The sequence below is a fragment of the Amycolatopsis sp. NPDC051045 genome (assembly GCF_040682955.1).
Classification (GTDB): Bacteria; Actinomycetota; Actinomycetes; order Mycobacteriales; family Pseudonocardiaceae; genus Amycolatopsis.
On the sequence record NZ_JBFBCC010000003.1, the window covers coordinates 626,932 to 646,230 of the forward strand.

Below are 19,299 nucleotides of genomic sequence, written 5' to 3' on the forward strand. Positions count from 1 at the left end.
CACGGAGTCTCCTGTCCTCCGGTGAAAGAACGGGAGGTCAGGTGGGCGAAACGGTGGCGGGGATCGTCGCGAACCCCGCTTCGGGGCGGGACATCCGCCGGCTGGTCGCGCAGGCGTCGGTGTTCCCCACCGCGGAGAAGGCGAACATGGTCCAGCGGCTGCTGGCGGCGTTCGCCGTCACCGGGCTCGACCGGGCTCTCGTCTCGACCGATCTCGGCGGGATCTCCGCCGCGGTCCTGCGCGCGCTCGGGCGCGGTGGCGCCTGGCCGAAGGTCGACTTCTGCGAGGACGACCCGATCACCGGCACCGCCGCGGACACGACGAACGCGGTGCGCCGGATGGTCGAGGCCGGCGCCGGGGTCATCGTCGTCCTCGGTGGGGACGGCACCGCCCGCGTTGCCGCCGCGGCCTGCGAAGACGTGCCGCTGATCGCCCTCTCCACCGGGACCAACAACGTCTTCCCGCAGATGCGGGAGGCGACTGTGGCCGGCCTCGCCGCCGGGCTGATCGCCACCGGGCAGATCGATCCCGACCTCGTCACCCACCGCGCCAGCGTGCTCGAGGTCGTCACGAAAGCGCGCCGCGAGATCGCGCTCGTCGACGTCTGCGTGTCGCTGAGCAGGCACATCGGGGCGCGGGCGCTGTGGGACCCGTCGTCGCTCACCGAGCTGTACTGCACCTTCGCCGAGCCGGACGGCATCGGTCTGTCGAGCATTCCAGGCCAGCTCTGTCCGAGCCCGCGGTCGAGCCCGGACGGTGTCGCGCTCCAGCTCGGCCCGGTCGGGGATACGCCGTACGTCGTGCACGCGCCGATCGCGCCCGGGCTCGTGCGGCCGGTCGGCGTGCGTGGCTGGGGCGTCCTCCACCCCGGCGTGCGCGTCGAGCTCGCCGCGGCGGGCGGGGTCATCGCACTCGACGGTGAGCGCGAACTCGAGCTGAAGACCGGGGAGAGCGCGTTCGTCGAGCTCAAGCCGGACGGGCCGTGGGTCGTCGACGTCCGGGCGGCGATGGCGGAGGCGGCGCGGAAAGGGCTGTTGCGCACGGATACCGAACTGGGGAAGGAGCGTCGAAGATGACGGACGCCCTGCGGGGTGCGTATCGCGTGATGCGCACCATCCGGGTCTTCGAAGAGTGCGTGCGCGCGGACTTCCCGGAGTTCGGGAGCCGGTACGCCGGTGAGGAGGCCCTGGCCACCGGCGTCTGCCGCCACCTGGACGGCCGTGACGCCATCGCCGGCATCCACCGCAACCACGGCCACCGCATCGCCAAGGGTGTCGGCGTCCGGGCCATCATGGCCGAGATCCAGGGGCGCAAGACCGGCTCCGGACGAATCATCGACCTCTCGGACGGCCCGCTCGGCTGTGTCCCGCTGCTGGTCTGCGGCACCGCGCTCGCCGCGAAACAGCAGAAGACCGGCGGCGTCGGCGTGGCTTTCCTCGGTGACGGCGCCGCCAGCCCGGCGACGACGCTGGAAGCGCTGAACCTCGCGTCCGCCTGGAATCTCCCCGTGATCTTCGTCGCGGAGGATGCCGGCTACGCCGATCGGGTGGCAGGGCTCGGCGTGCCCGGTGTGATTGTCGACGGCTCCGACTTCTTCGCCGTCCACGAAGCGGCGGGTGAGGCGGTCGACCGGGCCCGCGGAGGTGGTGGCCCGACGCTGATCGAGACCGGCTTCCCCCGGTCCGTCGAAGGCGGCCTCGACTGCCTCCAGCGGTTCCGCGCGCGCGTCACCGACACCGGTGAGCTGGCCGAATACGTCCTCGACGACATCGACGCCGAAGTCGCGACGCTCGTCGAGGACGCCGCCGGCGAGGCGAAGTCCGCGCCGAAATCCCCGTCGGATGAGCTGGAGACCGACGGTTATGTCTCGTACTGACCGGAACGGGACAAGCTGACCGCGATGTGCGCCACCTTCCGATCACCGGATCGAAAAGGCAGACTCCGAGGAGGCAAGAGCGCAAGGAGCGGCAGTTGGGGCAGCGAGACCTCGAGGCGGCGTTGCCGGCCGGGGCGGATCCCCGACGGCACGCCCGTGTCCTCGCGCAAGTGCACGAAGCGGCCCTGAGCGGCCGGGCGCTGCCCAGCCGTCCGCGGGCCGTCATCGGCGCGTCCTGGCAGCGGATGCGCCGACTGGGCCTGGACCCGGACAGCCGGGCCGCCGCGCCCGTCCTGACCTTCGAACAGCTGGAAGCTCGCCGCCGCGCGAGCGGGCTGGCCGCGGCGCTGCCGATCCTGCGCGGCGGGCTGATCAGCCTCGCCGAGCAGGCCGCGCACATCATGGTGATCGGCGACGCGGGCGGCAAGGTCCTCTGGCGGGACGGCAGCGCCGCCGTCCGGCGTCGCGCCGACGGGCTCGGCTTCGTCGAAGGCGTCGATTGGCAGGAGGAGTCCGTCGGCACCAACGCGATCGGCACCGCGCTGGTCGCGCGCCGCCCGGTCCAGATCTACTCCGCCGAGCACTACGTACGGGCCCAGCACTCCTGGACGTGCGCGGCCGCGCCGCTGCACGACCCGCGGGACGGCAGGCTGCTCGGCGTCGTCGACCTCTCCGGGGCGGCCTCGACCGTGCACGCGACGACGTTGGCGCTGGTCGACGCCGTGACGCGGCTCGCGGAGGCCCAGCTGCGCACCACCCACCTCACCGAGCTCGAACGGCTTCGCGGCTTCGCCGTCCCGGTGCTGGCGAAAGTCGGCGGTCGGGCGATGGTGGCCGACGAACACGGCTGGGTCGCCGCGGCCGCCGGGCTCGCGCCGGCCGACCGGATCGCGCTGCCCACCGGCCTCGGGCCCGGCCGGGTCTGGCTGCCGGCGTACGGCGGCTGCACGGTCGAGCCGGTGCCCGGCGGCTGGCTGATCCGGCTGACCGAGGACGAGGCCGCGCCGCCCATCCGCGTCGTGCTCGACGTCCGGTCGCCGCGCGAGCCCGAGCTCACCGTGGCCAGTGCGGCCGGGACCTGGACGCACCGGCTCAGCCCGCGCCACGCCGAGGTGCTGTACGTGCTGGCCAGCCACCGCGACGGCCGGTCGGCGTCCGAGCTGTCGGCCGACCTGTTCGGCGACGCCGGCCGCACGGTCACCGTCCGCGCCGAGATGTCCCGGCTGCGGCGCCACTTCGGCGGCATCCTCGGCGCGAAGCCGTACCGCTTCGCCGACGACGTCGAGGTGGTGGTCCGCCGGCCGCCGGACCCCGAAGCCGTGCTCCCGCACTCGCTCGCCCCGGCGATCCGCGGCTGACGTCCCCACCGGGGAAGATGGGCGTCGTGCCGAAACGTCGCCTGCTGCCGGACACCATCGCGCCGAGCTGGCTCGTGGTGCAGCTGCTCGGCACGCTCTTCTTCGCGGCGACGCTGCTCACCGCACGCGAGACGGACCCGGGGATCTGGACCGCTTACGGCGTCGCGACGGCCTGCTGGCTGGGCTTCGTCCTCCTCGCGCCCCGGCGGCCGAAGACGGCGGCCGCGCTGCTGGCCGTCGCGAGTGCGCTGCCGGCGGCGATCGTCGGCCGGGCCGGGGACTCGTCGGCGATCCTGCTGTCCGTCATCGCCCTCGGCCGGCTCGCGACGCTCACGTCGGTCAGCGTCGGTACCATCCTCGGGTTCGGCCTCCTGGACATCGCACTGGCGGTGACGTCGCACGCTCTCGCCGGGCAGTCCCTCGGCGGGACGCTCGCCGACCCCGGGGTGATGCTGCTGCTGGTGTTGCTCGGGCTCAACCGCCGCCAGTACGAGGTGCAGGCGACGCAGGCCCAGGCGCTGCTGGAGCAGACGCGGTTCGCGCAGGCCGAACACGCTCGCGCCGCCGCGCTCGACGAACGCACCCGGATCGCCCGCGAGCTGCACGACGTCCTGGCGCATTCCCTGGGCGCACTGGGGGTGCAGCTCGAACTCGCCGATGCGCTGCTCACCGAGCGGTCCGATGTGGACGGTGCGCTGCGCGCCGTCCGGCGGTCGCGGCGGCTCGCCGCGGACGGGCTGGCCGAGGCGCGTGACGCCGTCGCCGCACTCCGCCGGGACGTCCTGCCGCTCACCGGAACCCTCGCCGCGACGGCCGCCGCGCACGCCCGCGACCACCGCGTCACCGTGGCTTTCGACGCGGACGGCGAAACCCGGCCGCTGCCGTCCGCGGCGGTCGTCGCGTTGGTCGGCATCGCGCGGGAAGCCCTGACGAACGCCGGTAAGCACGCGCCGGGTGAGGACGTCCGGATGCGGCTGAGCTACGCATCCGGCGTCGTCCGGCTCGACGTCCGCAACGCCCTCGGGGCATTCACCCGGACAGGTGAAGGATTCGGGCTGGCCGGCATGCGCGAACGGCTCGCCCTCGCCGGCGGCGCACTGACGTCGGGACCGGAAGACGGCGACTGGCGCGTCCTGGCGGAGGTGCCGGCCTGATCACCGGGTGTGCGCCGGAACACGTACGCCGAGATCACGTGCTGATGACGGCGGGCGGTGCCGGTGGCTGCGCGCCCCGCGACTCGGCTACCTTCTGCGAGTACGGCTTTCGGGGGCTCAGGGCGGTGGCGAAGCTCCCGGCCTGGGGCGAAGCCCCGGATGGCAGGGGGAGGAATCGGGGATGACCAGCACTGCGACGGCCCCGGGGTCCACGGCGCCCGCGCCGGGATCCCCACCGTCGCCACCGGACGGCCGCGACCGCGCCCGGAGCCGCAGCGGCCTGCTGGGGCTGCTGGACCTGCCGGGCCAGGGGGTTCGCGCGATCATCCGGTCCACCAGGGCCACGCCGGGCCGGCTGACCGTGATCGCCGTCGGGCTGGTGCTGCTCTCGCTCGTGGCCGGGCTGGCCGCGACGCTGTCGGTGCAGGACCGCGACGACGCGATCACCGGCGTCATCGACCACCGCGAGCCCCTCGCCGCCGCGGCGCAGCAGGTCTACCGCTCGCTCTCGGACGCCGACGCGACCGCCGCGAGCGCGTTCCTCTCCATCGGCACCGAGCCGCCCGAACTCCGCCAGCGCTACGAGCGTGACGTCGCCGAAGCCGGCGCCGCGCTCGCGAAGGCCGCGTCCGACGCTTCGGACGTCGCCGACGCGGCCGCTCCGGTCGACGTCCTCAACCAGTCGCTGCCCGTCTACACGGGGCTCGTCGAGACGGCCCGCGCGAACAACCGGCTCGGCTACCCGGTCGGCGCGTCCTACCTCCGCGAGGCGTCCGAGCTCATGCGGGCGAAGATCCTCCCGGCCGCCCAGGACCTCTACCGCGTCGACACCGAGCGGCTGATCGACGAGCAGGACGGCGCCACCGATTTCCCGTGGCTCGCCACCATCTTGATGGTCGCCCTGCTGGCCGCGCTCGTCGCGGCGCAGGTCTACCTGACCCGGCGCACCAACCGGCTGCTCAACGTCGGGCTCGTCGTCGCGACGGCCGCCGTCGTGGTTTCCCTGCTGTGGGGCGCGGTCGCGCTGGTCGTGCAGGGCAGCCTGGTCGGCAGCGGCCAGGACGACGGCTCGCACCGCGTCGACGTGCTGGTCCGCGCGCGAATCGCCGCGCTGCAGGCCCGCGCCGACGAAACGCTGACGCTGGTCGCCCGCGGCGACGGCGCGGCGTACGAGAAGGACTTCGGCGCCAACGCGGCCCAGCTCGTCGGCCCGGACGGCCAGGGCGGCCTGCTCGGCGAAGCCCGCGGCTTGATCAAGGACGGCGACGGCGTCGCGAAGGTCGCCGACGCGACGAAGGCCGCGAACGACTGGCTGAAGGCGCACAAGGAAGTCCGCGCCCAGGACGACGCCGGCCAGTACCAGGAAGCCGTCGACTTCGCCGTGCTGGAGGACAAGACCGACGGCTCGGCACCGGCGTTCCGGCGGCTCGACGACAGCCTCCAGGCGGCCATCGACGTCGGCAGGCAGCAATTCCTCGACGACACCCACAACGGCGATCGCGCGCTGACGTTCCTCGCACCCGGCCTGGCCGTGCTGGCCATCGTGGCCGCGGCGGGTGTCACCATGGGGATCCGGGAGCGACTGAGGGAGTACCGGTGAACAGGCGGGGCATCACGGTCCGGGCGGGCGTCCTGGCGGTCGTCGCGCTGCTGGCGGCGTCCTGCGGCAGCCCCGGGAAACCGGTCGACCCGGCCCCGGTCGGCGACGCGGCCTGGCCGCAGCCCGCGCACGTCGGCGGTCCGGACGCGGCGGCCGGCGGGGGCAGCGACACCAGCTGCAACCCGCTCGCCAGCCTCTCGCCGGACAAGGGCACGACCATCCCCAGTGGCTCGACCATGGCGAAGATCAAGGAACGCGGCAAGCTCATCGCCGGCGTCGACCAGACGACCTACCTGTTCGGCTTCCGCAACCCCACCTCGGGCAACCTCGAGGGCTTCGACATCGACCTCGTCAACGAGATCGCCCGCTCGATCTTCGGCGCGCCCGAGGGCCACGTCCAGTTCCGCGCGATCACCTCGTCGCAGCGCCAGGACGTCCTGATGCAGCACCAGGTCGACATCGTGGTCCGGACCTACAGCATCACCTGCGCGCGCAAGAAGGACGTCCAGTTCTCCTCCGTGTACTACGTCGCCGGGCAGCGGCTGCTGGTCACGAAGGAGTCGAAGGCGACCAAGCTGGCCGACCTGAGCGGCAAGAAGGTGTGCGCGGCGAAGAAGTCGACGTCGCTGGCGAAGATCGCGACGGATCCGGCGAAGCCGGTGGCGGTCTCGGTGGACAACTGGTCGGACTGCCTGGTGATGCTCCAGCAGGGCCAGGTCGAGGCGGTCTCGACCGACGACACCATCCTCGCCGGGATGGCCGCGCAGGACCCGACGCTGCAGGTCGTCGGTGACCAGTTCACGCAGGAGAACTACGGCATCGGCGTGCCGAAGGACAACGAAGACATGGTCAAGTTCGTCAACGCCGTGCTCGAGAACATCCGCAACAGCGGCGCCTGGCAGAACAGCTACCGCCACTGGGTGGAGCCTTCGCTGGGGTCGGCTTCGCCGCCGCAGCCGCAGTACCAGTGAGCCGGTCGCGACTAGGATCGATGCCCGCACGTCGTCGGGGATCTGGGAGGTAGCAGTGTCGGAGGAGCCGCGCCGTGCTCGGCACGCCGCGCCGGACGGCGAGCCGCAGCAGGCGGCCACGCCGAGCTGGCAACCGCCGCCACCGGTGCGCTGGGAAACGCCGGAGCCGTCGATCTCGGGCCGCCTCGACGACGGCGAGCCGTCCCGCGGGGAAGAGACCGTCTTCCACGCGCCCGTGCGCCGCCCGCCGACGCCGCCGCGCGGGCAGCCGTCCGCCGCACGCGCGCCGATCCCGGGCGCGGACGACCCGACCCGCCCGCCGGGCAGCATCACCCCCGTCGCGCCGCCGGTCCAGCCGACGCAGGCCCTCCGGCCGGACCCCGACGCGCCGCAGCCCACCAGCGTGCTCGCGGCACCGGCGCCGGAGACCCAGAGCATCCGGCCGCCGACGCCGCGGCCGGACACCGGCCCCGGGGCCCCGCTGCCGGACCCCGGCACCGAAAGCGTGCTGCCCGAGCGCACCAGCGAAGGCCGGCACACGGGCACCGGAACCGGCACCGGAACGGGCACCGGCAGCGGCTCGGGCTCCGGCCCCGGCTCGTTCCCCGGTACTTCACGGCGGACGTCGTCGCGGACGTCGCGGTCGCGGCGCGGCCGGCTCGGCGCCGGGCTGGTCGAGGTGCCGCCGGTGCCCGCGCGCGACCCCGCGTCCGCGGTGCTGACGAACCCGGTGGTGTCGGAGGACAAGCGGTTCTGCGGCAGCTGCAACGCGAAGGTCGGCCGCGGCAAGGACGGCGAACCCGGTGTGCCGGAAGGGAAGTGCGAGAACTGCGGCGCGCCGTTCTCGTTCGTCCCGAAGCTGCAGCCGCACGAGCTCGTCGGCGGCCAGTACGAGGTGCTCGGCGCGATCGCCTACGGCGGCCTGGGCTGGATCTACCTGGCGCAGGACCACAACGTCAGCGACCGCTGGGTCGTCCTCAAAGGACTGATCGACACCGGGGACGCGACGGCGATGGCGGCCGCGGCCAACGAACAGCGGTTCCTCGCCGAGGTCGAGCACCCGAACATCGTCAAGATCCACAACTTCGTACAGCACCCGGACGCCCACAGCGGCACGACCGTCGGCTACATCGTCATGGAGTACGTCGGCGGCCAGTCGCTGCGCCAGCTCGCGCTGGCGCACCACCGGGAAAGCCGCCGCCCGGAGCCGCTGCCGATCGGCCAGGTCATCGCGTACGGCCTGGAGATCCTGCCTGCGCTCGGCTACCTGCACAGCCAGGGCCTGCTCTACTGCGACCTCAAGCCGGACAACGTCATCCAGACCAACGAGCAGCTGAAGCTGATCGACCTCGGCGCGGTCCGCCGGACCGACGACTACGAGAGCCCGCTGTTCTTCACCACCGGTTACAGCGCGCCGGAACTGCCGACGCAGGGCGCGTCGGTGGTGTCGGACCTGTTCACCGTCGGGCGCACGCTCGCCGTGCTGAGCTTCGAATTCACCGGCTACACCACCAAGTTCAAGACGACCCTGCCGGGCCCGGACGCGGTCCCGCTGTTCGCGCTGTTCGGTTCGTACTACCGGTTCCTGCGGCGCGCGACGCACGCCGACCCGGACCGGCGGTTCCTCTCCGCCGAAGAGATGGCCGACCAGCTCACCGGGGTGCTGCGCGAAATCATGGCGCTGGGCACCGGCAAGCCGCGGCCCGGCGCGTCCACGGTGTTCGGCCCGGAGAGCCGCACGTTCGGCGTGCAGCTGGTGGTGCCGGAGGCGGGCGCCAGCGTGCCGCTGCCCGGCGCGGCCGAAGTAGTCGCCGGGCTGCCGATCCCGCAGGTCGACACGGACGACCCGGCGGCGGGCGTGCTCGCCACCACGACCGCGCTCGACCCGCGCGCGGCCATCGAGGCGCTGGCCGGCGCGCCGCGGGAGTCGATCGAGGTGCGGCTGCGGATCGTGCGCGCCCGGATCGAGCTGGGCGAGCTCGCGGAGGCGCAGCGGCAGCTGCAGGCGGCGCAGTACCTGGCCATCAAGAACGGCTTCCCGCACGACTGGCGGATCGACTGGTACCGCGGCCTGATCGAGCTGGCCGGCAGCCGTTCGCGGGTGGCGCACGTCGCGTTCGAAGCGGTGTACGACGACCTGCCGGGCGAAATCGCCCCGAAGCTCGCCTTGGGCATCAGCGCCGAAGGTGTCGGCGACTACTTCGCCGCCGCGCGGTTCTACGAGCTGGTCTGGCGCACCGACCGCACCTACGTCAGCGCCGCCTTCGGCCTCGCCCGCGTCTACCTGGCGCAGGGCGCGCGGGCCAGCGCGGTCGAGGTGCTCGAGACCGTGCCGCCGTCCTCGACCCACTACGTCGACGCGCAGGTCGCGGCGATCAAGATCAAGACGACGGCGACCAAGGCCAACGGCCGCGAGACCCCGGTCACCGAGCACGACCTCCTCGACGCGTCGGCCCGGCTCGAACGCCTTCGCCTGGACGTCGAACGGCAGACCCGGCTCAGCGCGAACGTGCTCGAAGCCGCGCACGAGTGGCTCAAGCAGGGCAAGCCGACGCCGGGAGCGCGGGTGCTGGGGTGCCCGCTCGAAGAGCGCGAGCTGCGGTTCGGCCTCGAGCGGTGCTACCGGGCGCTGGCGCGGCTGGCGGGCACGATGGAGCAGCGCGTCGAGCTGGTGGACCGGGCCAACGCCATCCGGCCGCGGACCCTCACCTGAGCCCGGAAGCGGCACTTTCACCTGAAAGTGCCGCTTACACCGAGGTCAGGGGTTGATCTCCCAGTCGCGTTCGCCGCGTTCCCGCTGGTTCTTCTCGTGCTGCGCGGCCAGCTTCTCCAGCGCCTGCGGGTCGCCGTGCGTGTTGAAGTGCTCGAAGCCGACGACGACGAACAGCGCCCGCGCGCTGACGGCGATCAGGCCGTCCTCGGCGTCGAGGCGGCCGTCCGCGCTGACGTAGATCTTGCGGCCGGCGATGCCGTCCAGCCGGGCCTCGATGAACAGCGTCGAACCCACCGGGACCGGCCGCCGGAAGTCCGTCTCGAGCTTGCCGGTGACCGCCGGGCGGCGCATGAGGTTGCCGACCGTCGAGCCGAGCGCCTCGTCGAACGCGCAGGCCAGCAGGCCGCCGTGGGCGAGCCCGGGCGCGCCCTGGTGGGCCGCGGTGACGGTGAACCGCGAGTGCACGACCTGGCCTTCGCCGACGGTCGAGCGCAGGTGCAGCCCGGCGTCGGCCTCGTCACCGCACCCGAAGCACTCGGCGAAGTGCACGCCGAGCTCCGTGCCCGGCTCCGGCGCCTTCGGGTGCGGGACCGCGGGCTCCACGGCCACCGGCGGCCAGGGTTGAGAAACACGACTCATGTGCTGACGTTAACCGGCGGGTAGCCGGTCGGCGCGCGCGGCCCGGGACGGCGAGCCGCCCACCTCTCTCGGTAGCCGGAAAGTTCCCCACTGTAGACAATTGTCGGCTCAGGCTGCCGACGCCGGAGACCCGGTCAAGACTGGGCGGATGAGCTCGAACGGCCCAATGGGCACTGCACGGGAGGAGTCGTCGCCGGCATGAGCGAACCAGCAGCAACGACGGGCAAACCGTCAGTGGACGAGAGAACCGTCAAGCGCGCCGTGTGGGCTTCGGCCATGGGCAACGCCACCGAGTGGTACGACTACGGCGTCTTCACCTCGGGTGCGATCGCGGTGAGCATCGGCACGCAGTTCTTCCCCGGCGAGGGGAACGCCGTGCTGAAGTCGCTGGCGCTGCTCGCCGTCGGGTTCATCGTCCGGCCGTTCGGCGGGGCGTTCTTCGGGCCGCTCGGCGACAAGATCGGCCGCAAGCGGGTCCTCGCCATCACGATCCTGTTGATGTCCGGCTGCACGTTCCTGGTCGGCGTCCTGCCCACGTATTCCGGTGGTTACAGCATGGGCATCGCGGCCCCGATCGCGATCCTGCTGCTGCGGATCATCCAGGGCTTCTCCACCGGCGGTGAGTACGGCGGGGCGGCGACGTTCATCGCTGAGTACTCGCCGACCAAGCGCCGTGGCTTCTTCGGCAGCTTCCTCGAGCTCGGCACGCTGGCCGGCTACGTGCTCGGCAACCTCGTGGTGCTGTCCGTGACGCTGTCCCTGTCGCCCGAGCAGGTCGACGCCTGGGGCTGGCGGATCCCGTTCTTCGTCGCGCTGCCGCTCGGCCTGATCGGGCTCTACCTGCGGAACAAGCTCGAGGACACCCCCGAGTTCCGCCGGATGGAAGCTGCGGGCGAGGCACCGAAGAAGGCGCCGCTCAAGGAGATCTTCGTCCGCAACTGGCGGATGATCCTCAACCTGATCGGCATCGTGCTGCTGCTGAACGTCGCCGACTACCTGCTGCTGACCACGATGCCGACGTACTTCACGGACACGCTGAAGATCAACGACAACACCTCGACCCTGATCATCATCGCGGTCGAGGTCATCCAGATGGCGATCATCATCCCGCTCGGCGCGCTGTCCGACCGGATCGGCCGGAAACCGCTGCTGCTCACCGCGGCGATCGGTTTCTTGGTGCTGAGCTGGCCCTGCCTCAAGCTGATGCAGTCCGGCAGCATCCTGTGGCTGTTCGTCGGGTTCCTGATCGTGGCGATCCTGCTGGTGCTGATGCTCGCGGTGATCGGCTCGACGTTCCCGGCGATGTTCCCGACGCGGGTGCGCTACGGCTCGTTCGCGATCGGTTACAACATCTCGACGTCGCTGTTCGGTGGCACCTGCGGTGTCATCGTGACGGCGTTGATCAAGAGCACCGGCAACGAGGACTGGCCGGCGTACTACCTGATGGCGGCGGCGGTGATCGCGATCCTGCCGATCATCCGGATCCCGGAGACGTCGCAGGTGCCGATGGAGGACATCGACACCGAGGACACCGGGGGCAAGCCCCTGTCCGGCGCGACCGCTCAGCGTTGAGCGTCTCGCGTTCGCAAGGCGTGTGCCCCGTCCGGATCACCGGGCGGGGCTACCGCGAGGTGCTCGTCACCGTCGGCGCGGGGCGCATTTCGACCGGACCCGAGGAGGGTTGTGCGGTCGTCGGCGTCGGGCGGCTCGTCGGACGGATCGCGGACGGCGCCTGCGGGACCGACGTGTGCGGCGTGCGCGGCGAGGTGCGTTCCGGCGCGACCGACGGTGCGATCGACGTCGCCGGGACCGGGAGTTCCGCGGCCGGTGGGGCGGGCGAAGTGGTGCCGATCGTGGACAGTCCGGGGCCGGCCGGCTCGACCGGCTCCGGCGGCCCGGCGCGGTGACCGGCCAGGAAACCGGCCACCGCCAGGACGACCGCCGTCGCGGTCGAGGTGCCCGCGACCGCCAGGCGCTTGCGCCGTCGCCGGACCCGGCCGCCGCGTTCGATCACGTCGGCGGCTTCGAGGCGCATCGGCGGCTGCGGGCCGCCGGCCGCGCCGGTCAGGATCGCGCGGACGTCGTCTTCGGGGTCCATGTTCGTCACCTCCCCTCCGTGGGTGCGCTAAAGGTCAGCGCGTAGTGCGGGCCGAGCCGCTTGCGCAGCGTGGCCAGGCCGCGGGAGGCCTGGCTCTTCACCGTGCCGGTGCTGCAGCCGAGGGCCTGCGCCGTCTCCTCGACGCTCAGGTCCTCGAAGTACCGCAGCACCAGCACAGCGCGCTGCCTGGGGGCCAGGACCGCCAGTGCCTGCCGGACCAGCATGTCCTGGCCGCTCGCGGCGGGTTCCGCCGGGAGCTCCGGCGGGGCGTCGGTGAGCCGCTCCCGTTTCCACCTGCTGCGCCGGTGCTCGGCGAGGAACGTGCGCAGCACGACCTTGCGGGCGTAGGCGTCCAAGGCGTCGTGGCGCGACAGCCTCGGCCAGGCGAGGTAGAGCTTGAGCAGCGCGGCCTGCGTGAGGTCCTCGGCCTGGTGCCAATCCCCGCAGAGCAGGAAGGCCGTGGACCGCAGGCTGTGCGCGCGCTCGCCGAAGTACCGGGCGAACTCGCCGTCCCACGGCGAGCCCGGCCCGGTCGACGGACGGGAGCGGGAGATCACCTGGTTACCGGGTCTCCCACACGGCCGGCAGGTGCAGGTCACCGGTCGGCCCGGCCGGGACGGCGCGGGGGACGCGCGGAGCCGGGCCCGTGCGGGCGGGCCGGGCCTCGGTCGGCGCGGTAGACACGGCCGGGACGTTCGGCCGGGTGCTGACCGGCGCGGGAGCCACGGTCGGCTCACCCGGCCGGGTCACCTGGGTGGTCGGGGCCGGCGCCTGCGCCTCCGAAGCCAGCGCGATGCCACCGGTCAGGGCGCCACCGGCGAGCACGAGCGCGCCGAGGGTCAGGGCGATGCGGATACGCAAGACAGCTCCTCATTCTCGCGGCGCGGCAGGGGATCGCCGCGCCTCTGCCCTTAGTCATGCGGCGGGTGATCACCGGGGTTGCATCGGGTTTCGCGGGTTTTCGGCGGAAAACCTCCGGAAAACACGAACGGCCGGGAAGCCCGCAGTGGACTTCCCGGCCGCCCGGTCCTCCTTGGTGGTTCAGCGGGCGAGCGCCGACAGCTTCTGCCAGCTCGCCCAGTCGTAGGTCCAGTCGCTGTAGTCGCCGTCCTTCGCAGTCAGCGTCTGCGTGCTGCCGGTGATTTCGACCGGGTCGCCGGTGAGCACGCCGTCGTAGTACTCCTTGGCGCGCGCGGGCGACAGGTTCAGGCAGCCGTGCGAGACGTTCTTCTTGCCCTGTGCCCAGACCGAAGCCGCGAGGCCGTGGATGAACTCGCCGTTGTTCGAGATCCGGACCGCCCACGGCACCACGACGTTCTCGTAGTGGTACTTCGGGTTGCTCATCGCGTACGTGGCCTGCTTGCCCATGACGACGTGCACGCCGCTGTGGGTGACGCGGCCCGGGTCGGAGTCGAGGCCGTAGCTCACCGGGTAGTCGGCGATCTGCTGGCCGTCGCGGATCACCTGCATGGTGTGCTGCGTGGTGTTGCCCTTGACGATCTGCGAGCGCCCGATGGCGAAGCTGGCCGAGACGTCCTGCTTGCCGTACACGCCGTCGCCGATCTTGACGCCGTAGATCTTGGCGTTGACCTTCACCTGCGTGTTGGGCTTGAAGTACTCCTTCGGCCGCCAGTGCACCGAGGTGTCGCCGTTCAGCCAGGCCCAGGAGCCCTCGGTCTTCGGCGTGGTCTCGACCGACAGCGCCTTCTCGACGGAGGCCTTGTCGGTGACGCGGCTCGGGAAAGTCAGCGCGATCGGCATCGCGATGCCGTACGTCTGGGCGTCACCGACGTTCAGGCTGGCCGCCATCTGGCGCTTCGGCTTGACCGTGGTGAACGCGCCGGCGATGGGCACGTTCTTGCCGTCGGCGCCCTGCGCCTGGCCGGACCAGGTGTAGGTCTTGCCGTAGCCGAGCTGCTCGGTGGTGTTCCAGCTCTTCTTGTCCGCCGACGTCTGCCCCTGGACCTGCTTGCCTTCCGGGTTGGTCAGCGTGACCGACAGGATCGTGCCGTCGCTGATCTGGACGCCGACCGGCTCCCCGGGTGCGACGTCCTGGGCGCCGCCCGCCGGCGACACCGTCAGTTTCGCGGGCTGCGCGGCGGGCGCCGGCGACTGGGTCGGGCCACCCCCCGAGGTGCCGCTCGCCGAGACCGTCGGTTCGCTGCTGCACGCCCCCAGCGTGAGCACGGCGACCAAGCCCAGTGCCACGGCAGCGCCCCGGCGCCGCGTGGAAATCCTGACCGTCACACCTATTCCCCTTTGCCCCTTTTGGTGCTTCCCCTCTCCGAGACGCCCCGCAGGCCATGTACGTTGAGCAACATTGGCGTGACGAACATCACAATGGTCGCCGGGAGCTTTCACGGAGGGGGCACAGGCGACTCCGAGCCGTATCCGGTGATCACGGTGTCGCTGTGCCGCGCCAGACTAGCCCGTGGGTCCGCCGGAACCGGCCGCGAGCCCTACGACGTTCCGGTGACCTTGGTGCCCAGAGCCAGTTTTCGCCTCGATCACGGGGTTCAACTTTGGCGAGATCCCGGTAGTCTGCTCTCAGGCCGTCGTTTTGCGTGTTCGTGGCTTCACACTCGCGGAACTTCTGACGCGAGCCATGGAGCCGACACGCTCTTGACTCGTCTCGTTGGAACCGCCCGGGACGGTCGGGGTGCCGCTTCGGTGGCATTCGAAGCGGATCTGTGTAACGAGGAGTACAGCGGTGGCGCAAGGCACTGTGAAGTGGTTCAACGCGGAGAAGGGCTTCGGCTTCATCGCGCAGGACGGCGGCGAAGGCGACGTGTTCGTTCACTACTCGGAGATCGAGGGCCGCGGCTTCCGCACTCTCGAGGAGAACCAGCGGGTGGAGTTCGAGGTCGGCCAGGGCCAGAAGGGTCCGCAGGCCCAGAAGGTCCGCGCGATCTGAAACTGAGGCTGCGGAAGCCTCACAGGCCCTTTGCGCGTCTTAAGGCCTGAGTGAAGGGCCCCTGGTGATCTTGCCGGGGGCCCTTTCTCGTGGAGTCTGCGTGCGGCTGCGCTCAGCGCTGCGCGACGGCCGGCGCATCGAAGGCGTCGGCGGGGAAGTGGAACTCGTCGGTGAGGTCGCTGATCTCACCGGCCTGCTGCCGCTGGTCCTGCAGCGAGGAGGCTTGCCCCTCCCAGTTGAGCCGCTCGAGGATCCACTCCTGAGCGAGCGCCTGGGGCGAGATCTGCCGCTCGGCGGCGATGTCCTTGAGCTGCTGGCTGGCAACGAGGCTCATCCGCAGCTGGATGACCTGAGCCTCACCGAACCGCTTGCCGGACCCGGTGCTCTCGAGATCGTTGTCAGGAGCCAGCGCCGCCAGATACGACGTCAGCTCGGTGTCCTCGACAACGCCATCGTCCGCAGGCTTCGCGGCACCACGATGACGCCCAGAAGACGCGGCGGCTTTCAGGTTCGTGCGGCTGCTCAAGCGGCCAAGGGAGGGAAGGGGCACGAACGCCACGATAACGTTTGGATCTCGCCACTCAAACCACTGTGAGCCACAACACGCCCCCAACTTTCCCCATTCAGCGCAACCACCCCCCATTCGGCCCAACACCCCACAACCCACAGCAACCCCGCCCTAACCCACCGAGTCGATCACCGTAGGCCCCACCCACCCACCCACCCACCGACCGGCTGGCTTGGCTCTCTCGCTCACCGCGGTGGCGCGCTCGTTCGCTGGCTCACTCGCTCACTCGCTCACTCGCTCACTCGCTCACTCACTCGCCAGGGCGCCCCGCGCCCGAGGCGAACCCAGCCACGCTGGAAGGGGCACGAGAGGCACCGTGGGGGGTCCGGGGGGCTCGGCCCCCCGGGCAACACACCGAAATGCCGGGCCCAGCGAAGGGCGAAGCCCGAGCAGGGCCAGAAATGGAGGACCCCCGCGCCAGGGGGAGGAACGCGGGGGTCGGAGGGGATCTCCACAGGCGCTGACCGGGGGTGTGTCAGCACCTCGATTGTTGCACGAGTTGGTGGGTTGGGCGAGTGGAGAGCGGGAAATTTCCCCGGGTGGTGTCACTTTGCCGCGGGGGTGACGTTCGTTCGGGTGGGGTTCTTCTTCGGTGTTGCTGATTGCGCTGCGTTGAGCGGAGCGTGGCCTCAGGTTCACTCTCCGGGGGGCTGTGTGCGGTGGCCGGCGCTGGTTAGCCTCGCGGCCAAGTTGTTGTGAGCCGTATGGAGGGGCTATGAGCGGGTCTGTTGAAGTGCGGCAGTTCCTCCTTCGGTACGAAGGTGCCGATGGGGGGAGTGCTCCGTTTGCCGGGGCGTTGCCGACGCAGCGAAGCGGGGCGGCCGATGCGCAGCGGGTGTCGGATGATCAGGTTCGGCGGGCTCGGCTGGCGGTGGCGAATGGCGCGCTGGGGGTCGAGGACTGTGTTCAGTTGCTGGAGATGCTGGGCCTGAACTTGGACGAGGATGGGCAGGCGCCGGTTCAGCGTTGAGCGGGTGGTGGCCGGTGGGTCCGGTGGGCGGGTTGTGTTCCGCCGGCCCTGTCCGGTGATATTTCCGCAGGTTGTGCCTCTTTCCCGGAAGTAATTGCCAGGCTGGCGGTGGTGTTTGACGCCTGTTTCGTAACAGTGTTACGGTTGTCGTGTCGAAAGGGGACGGACATGACGACGATCGAGGGCGCGGCGGGACTGGCGAGCCGGATCAGGCCGGTGGTGCAGGTGCTGGGCGGCCGGTTCATGACGTCACCGGAGCTGGCCGAAGTCGAAGCGGAGGTGGGGCTGCCGCCGCGTTCGCTGTACGTGCGGGGGCGGTCGGCGGTGCTCGGGGACGTCCCGCCGAAGGCGGCCGCGGAGCTGTTCGGCATCTTCCCGCACTGGCTGTTCGACTTCGTCCTGCCGGCGGCGACGGCGGCCCTCGACGCGCCCGCCGCGGTCCGCGCCTACGCGGAGTCATCGGCTCGGTGGTCGCGCGTCACCCTTTCGGCCGCACCGGAGCCCGGTCGCCTGGCAGAGCTGCTGTTCCGCGTGGTCGACGCCGCGGACGCCAGCGGTCTGGCGCTGTTTGCCGGGTGGAAGAACGCCGAGCGCCCCGCGGGTGACGTCGAGCGCCTCGGCTTCGCGCTGATGGTCTTCCGCGAGCTGCGCGGCGGGCTCCACTTCGCGGCGCTGCGGGCGCTGGGCCTGTCGGTGCCGGAGGCGGTGATCGCGGACCCGGAGGGTGGCCGCGCGCGCCTGCTGCGCACGGCGTGGCCCGAGGACGCGGCGGACGAGCTGGCGGCCGCGGCGGAGCGCAAGCCGGACCTGCGCGACCGCTGGCGGCGCGCGGAGGCCCTGACCGACGACCGGATCGGCGAAGTGCTGGCGTCGGCGCTGACCGAGCCGGAGCGAGCCGAGCTTGATCGCCGCCTGGCGGATCTGGCGGCGTTTGCGCAGGTCTAGCCGTCACCGGCGGCTTAAGGAACCCCCGGTGCAAAGCGGTGGCGGCGTGCCCTATGCTTGTAATCGCTCCCAGGGGAACCTGAGAGCGCGGTCGGTCGGTCACCCGAAACCGACCGGGCTCCCATCGTTCAGCGGCCTAGGACTCCGCCCTTTCAAGGCGGCAACGCGGGTTCGAATCCCGTTGGGAGTACGCAGTACTGTAGTCAGTAGCATTGAAGCAAGTGCAAGGCCCTGTGGCGCAGTTGGTTAGCGCGTCGCCCTGTCACGGCGAAGGTCGCGGGTTCGAGTCCCGTCAGGGTCGCAAGATCGTTCGGCTCCTTGCCGGCGTTCCCGGCCAGGTAGCTCAGTTGGTACGAGCGTCCGCCTGAAAAGCGGAAGGTCGCCGGTTCGACCCCGGCCCTGGCCACCGTTCTGATCAGCCAAAACAGCCCTCACCGAACTCGGTGGGGGCTGTTTCGCGTGCGCTCCGTCTCAATCGCCGTCTCAATCGCCCTTCTTGTACCCCTTCCGTCGCTTGCCCTTCGCCTTGCGCTCGGGCTTCCACAGGAACGCGTTCAGCTGGTCCGCGATGTCCCGACGGCTGTTCGACCAGCCCATGAACTCCATCACGGCCCGCTCCGGCACTCGTGCAACCGGGCCTCCCGGACCCCTGCCTCTTCGAGAAGCGCCTTCCACTCGTCAAGGTCCCGGCGCGGGTCGAGCGGCTTCCCGTTCGGCTGAGTGAACATCCACTCGCCCCCGTGCCACTCCGACCCGGCGTGCTCCCGCTCCTTGGCCTGCGATTCCTCGTGCGTCATCAGCAGGTCGTAGAGCCTGTTCGGCAGCACGGATGCCCCGGCGGCCGGCCGACGACTTCACGTCGACCTCGACCAGGCCGCAGCCGTGCCGCTGCGGGCACCACCGGGCGTGGCTCACGCAGTCCGGCGAGCACGGCGGCGGGCATGGCGCGCCCTGGTGCACGACCTACTTCGAATGGCGCCCGAATCGGAAGCGGCGCGAGCGCTCTCCAGTCGTCTGCGTGACGACGTCCTGACGTAGACCAGATCAGCACTCCGAACGACCAGTCGAACCAGGGCGGCGGCCCGATGATGCGCGCCCGCCCGGGCAACTAGCGCTGACCAGCCCCGATGGAGGCGTCGAGGATCTCACCCAGTGCAAGGCGGGCCTGGGTGAGATCAGCGATGCGGGAGTCCAGTCCTGCCAACTGGTTTCTGAGGTGGTCGAAGACGCACGCCTGAAGCTCGGTGCCGTCGCCGACGAAACAGGGCATGAGCTCCTGGATGACCCGGGTGGGCAGTCCAGCGGCGAGCAGGACGCGGATGCGGGCGACGGTGCCGGGAGCCTCGGGACCGTAGTGGCGGTGGCCGCCGTCCCTGCGACGGGAGGTGAGCAACCCCTGCGCCTCGTAGTAGCGAAGCAAGCGCACTGCCACGCCCGTCGCGCGGGACAGCTCCCCGATCTTCATGTGATCCACCCCACAGCGAAGCGACTTG

At 71.2% G+C, this 19,299-nt stretch carries 18 protein-coding genes, 3 tRNA genes and 1 pseudogene; 14 read left to right on the top strand and 8 right to left on the bottom strand.

All coding sequences use genetic code 11. The features are described from left to right. Positions 1-41 precede the first annotated feature (41 nt). The 7 genes from AB0M80_RS10865 to AB0M80_RS10895 all read left to right on the top strand — a co-directional run bounded on the left by AB0M80_RS10865 (position 42) and on the right by AB0M80_RS10895 (position 9,672). Positions 42-1,076: an NAD(+)/NADH kinase gene (locus AB0M80_RS10865; RefSeq protein ID WP_364561902.1), complete on the top strand. Its 1,035-nt coding sequence runs from the start codon at positions 42-44 to the stop codon at positions 1,074-1,076. Further along, positions 1,073-1,876: a thiamine pyrophosphate-dependent dehydrogenase E1 component subunit alpha gene (locus AB0M80_RS10870; RefSeq protein WP_364561904.1), complete on the top strand. Its 804-nt coding sequence runs from the start codon at positions 1,073-1,075 to the stop codon at positions 1,874-1,876. The genes AB0M80_RS10865 and AB0M80_RS10870 overlap by 4 nt, the downstream gene beginning before the upstream one ends. Before the next feature lie 95 nt (positions 1,877-1,971). Further along, positions 1,972-3,234, top strand: coding sequence for a GAF domain-containing protein (locus tag AB0M80_RS10875; protein WP_364561907.1), 1,263 nt, complete (start codon positions 1,972-1,974; stop codon positions 3,232-3,234). A 17-nt stretch (positions 3,235-3,251) separates the two neighbouring features. Then, complete coding sequence (locus AB0M80_RS10880) at positions 3,252-4,388, top strand: histidine kinase (RefSeq protein WP_364561910.1); 1,137 nt, start codon at positions 3,252-3,254, stop codon at positions 4,386-4,388. Between the two features lie 181 nt (positions 4,389-4,569). Beyond that, positions 4,570-5,988, top strand: coding sequence for a hypothetical protein (locus tag AB0M80_RS10885; protein ID WP_364561913.1), 1,419 nt, complete (start codon positions 4,570-4,572; stop codon positions 5,986-5,988). Then, positions 5,985-6,959, top strand: coding sequence for a glutamate ABC transporter substrate-binding protein (locus AB0M80_RS10890; RefSeq protein ID WP_364561916.1), 975 nt, complete (start codon positions 5,985-5,987; stop codon positions 6,957-6,959). The genes AB0M80_RS10885 and AB0M80_RS10890 overlap by 4 nt, the downstream gene beginning before the upstream one ends. Positions 6,960-7,014: 55 nt before the next feature. Then, entirely contained in the window at positions 7,015-9,672 is a 2,658-nt protein-coding gene (locus AB0M80_RS10895) for a tetratricopeptide repeat protein (RefSeq protein ID WP_364561919.1), read from the top strand. 45 nt (positions 9,673-9,717) lie between these two features. Here AB0M80_RS10895 and AB0M80_RS10900 read toward each other — a convergent pair whose 3' ends face one another. Continuing rightward, the gene (locus AB0M80_RS10900; protein ID WP_364561921.1) at positions 9,718-10,311 is read right to left on the bottom strand and encodes a PaaI family thioesterase; all 594 of its coding nucleotides are present in this window, start codon (positions 10,309-10,311) and stop codon (positions 9,718-9,720) included. A 234-nt stretch (positions 10,312-10,545) separates the two neighbouring features. On the opposite strand from AB0M80_RS10900, the gene AB0M80_RS10905 reads away from it, so the two are divergent. Continuing rightward, a complete protein-coding gene (locus tag AB0M80_RS10905; RefSeq protein WP_364562062.1) occupies positions 10,546-11,883 on the top strand; it encodes an MFS transporter in 1,338 nt (445 codons plus the stop codon). A gap of 49 nt (positions 11,884-11,932) precedes the next feature. Here the strand turns inward: AB0M80_RS10905 and AB0M80_RS10910 are convergent, their stop codons facing one another. The 4 genes from AB0M80_RS10910 to AB0M80_RS10925 form a co-directional block, all read right to left on the bottom strand. Next, the gene (locus tag AB0M80_RS10910; protein WP_364561924.1) at positions 11,933-12,409 is read right to left on the bottom strand and encodes a hypothetical protein; all 477 of its coding nucleotides are present in this window, start codon (positions 12,407-12,409) and stop codon (positions 11,933-11,935) included. A 5-nt stretch (positions 12,410-12,414) separates the two neighbouring features. Beyond that, entirely contained in the window at positions 12,415-12,966 is a 552-nt protein-coding gene (locus tag AB0M80_RS10915; protein ID WP_364561927.1) for a SigE family RNA polymerase sigma factor, read from the bottom strand. Between the two features lie 4 nt (positions 12,967-12,970). Then, positions 12,971-13,270 (bottom strand): hypothetical protein, encoded by a 300-nt coding sequence (locus AB0M80_RS10920; RefSeq protein WP_364561930.1) that lies wholly within the window; start codon positions 13,268-13,270, stop codon positions 12,971-12,973. 180 nt (positions 13,271-13,450) lie between these two features. After that, positions 13,451-14,656, bottom strand: a complete 1,206-nt coding sequence (locus tag AB0M80_RS10925) for an Ig-like domain-containing protein (RefSeq protein WP_364561933.1) — start codon at positions 14,654-14,656, stop codon at positions 13,451-13,453. A 463-nt stretch (positions 14,657-15,119) separates the two neighbouring features. Between AB0M80_RS10925 and AB0M80_RS10930 the strand changes: the two genes are divergently transcribed. Further along, positions 15,120-15,323 carry a cold-shock protein gene (locus AB0M80_RS10930; protein WP_003097368.1) on the top strand — a complete coding sequence of 68 codons (204 nt, stop codon included), beginning with the start codon at positions 15,120-15,122 and terminating at the stop codon, positions 15,321-15,323. Positions 15,324-15,435: 112 nt separating this feature from the next. Here the strand turns inward: AB0M80_RS10930 and AB0M80_RS10935 are convergent, their stop codons facing one another. Then, a complete protein-coding gene (locus AB0M80_RS10935) occupies positions 15,436-15,873 on the bottom strand; it encodes a hypothetical protein (RefSeq protein WP_364562065.1) in 438 nt (145 codons plus the stop codon). Between the two features lie 733 nt (positions 15,874-16,606). On the opposite strand from AB0M80_RS10935, the gene AB0M80_RS10940 reads away from it, so the two are divergent. The 5 genes from AB0M80_RS10940 to AB0M80_RS10960 all read left to right on the top strand — a co-directional run bounded on the left by AB0M80_RS10940 (position 16,607) and on the right by AB0M80_RS10960 (position 18,212). After that, positions 16,607-16,861: a hypothetical protein gene (locus AB0M80_RS10940; protein ID WP_364561935.1), complete on the top strand. Its 255-nt coding sequence runs from the start codon at positions 16,607-16,609 to the stop codon at positions 16,859-16,861. A 168-nt stretch (positions 16,862-17,029) separates the two neighbouring features. Then, a complete protein-coding gene (locus AB0M80_RS10945) occupies positions 17,030-17,806 on the top strand; it encodes a hypothetical protein (RefSeq protein WP_364561938.1) in 777 nt (258 codons plus the stop codon). A gap of 117 nt (positions 17,807-17,923) precedes the next feature. Next, positions 17,924-17,996: transfer RNA gene (locus AB0M80_RS10950), tRNA-Glu, on the top strand. A 37-nt stretch (positions 17,997-18,033) separates the two neighbouring features. Beyond that, positions 18,034-18,107 (top strand) — tRNA-Asp (locus tag AB0M80_RS10955). 31 nt (positions 18,108-18,138) lie between these two features. Continuing rightward, positions 18,139-18,212 (top strand) — tRNA-Phe (locus AB0M80_RS10960). A gap of 77 nt (positions 18,213-18,289) precedes the next feature. Here AB0M80_RS10960 and AB0M80_RS10965 read toward each other — a convergent pair. Together AB0M80_RS10965 and AB0M80_RS10970 are read right to left on the bottom strand one after the other, a co-directional pair. Then, positions 18,290-18,748, bottom strand: a pseudogene (locus tag AB0M80_RS10965) (site-specific integrase); the annotation flags it as partial. A 166-nt stretch (positions 18,749-18,914) separates the two neighbouring features. After that, positions 18,915-19,271, bottom strand: a complete 357-nt coding sequence (locus AB0M80_RS10970) for a MerR family transcriptional regulator (protein WP_364561940.1) — start codon at positions 19,269-19,271, stop codon at positions 18,915-18,917. Between the last annotated feature and the right edge of the window lie 28 nt (positions 19,272-19,299).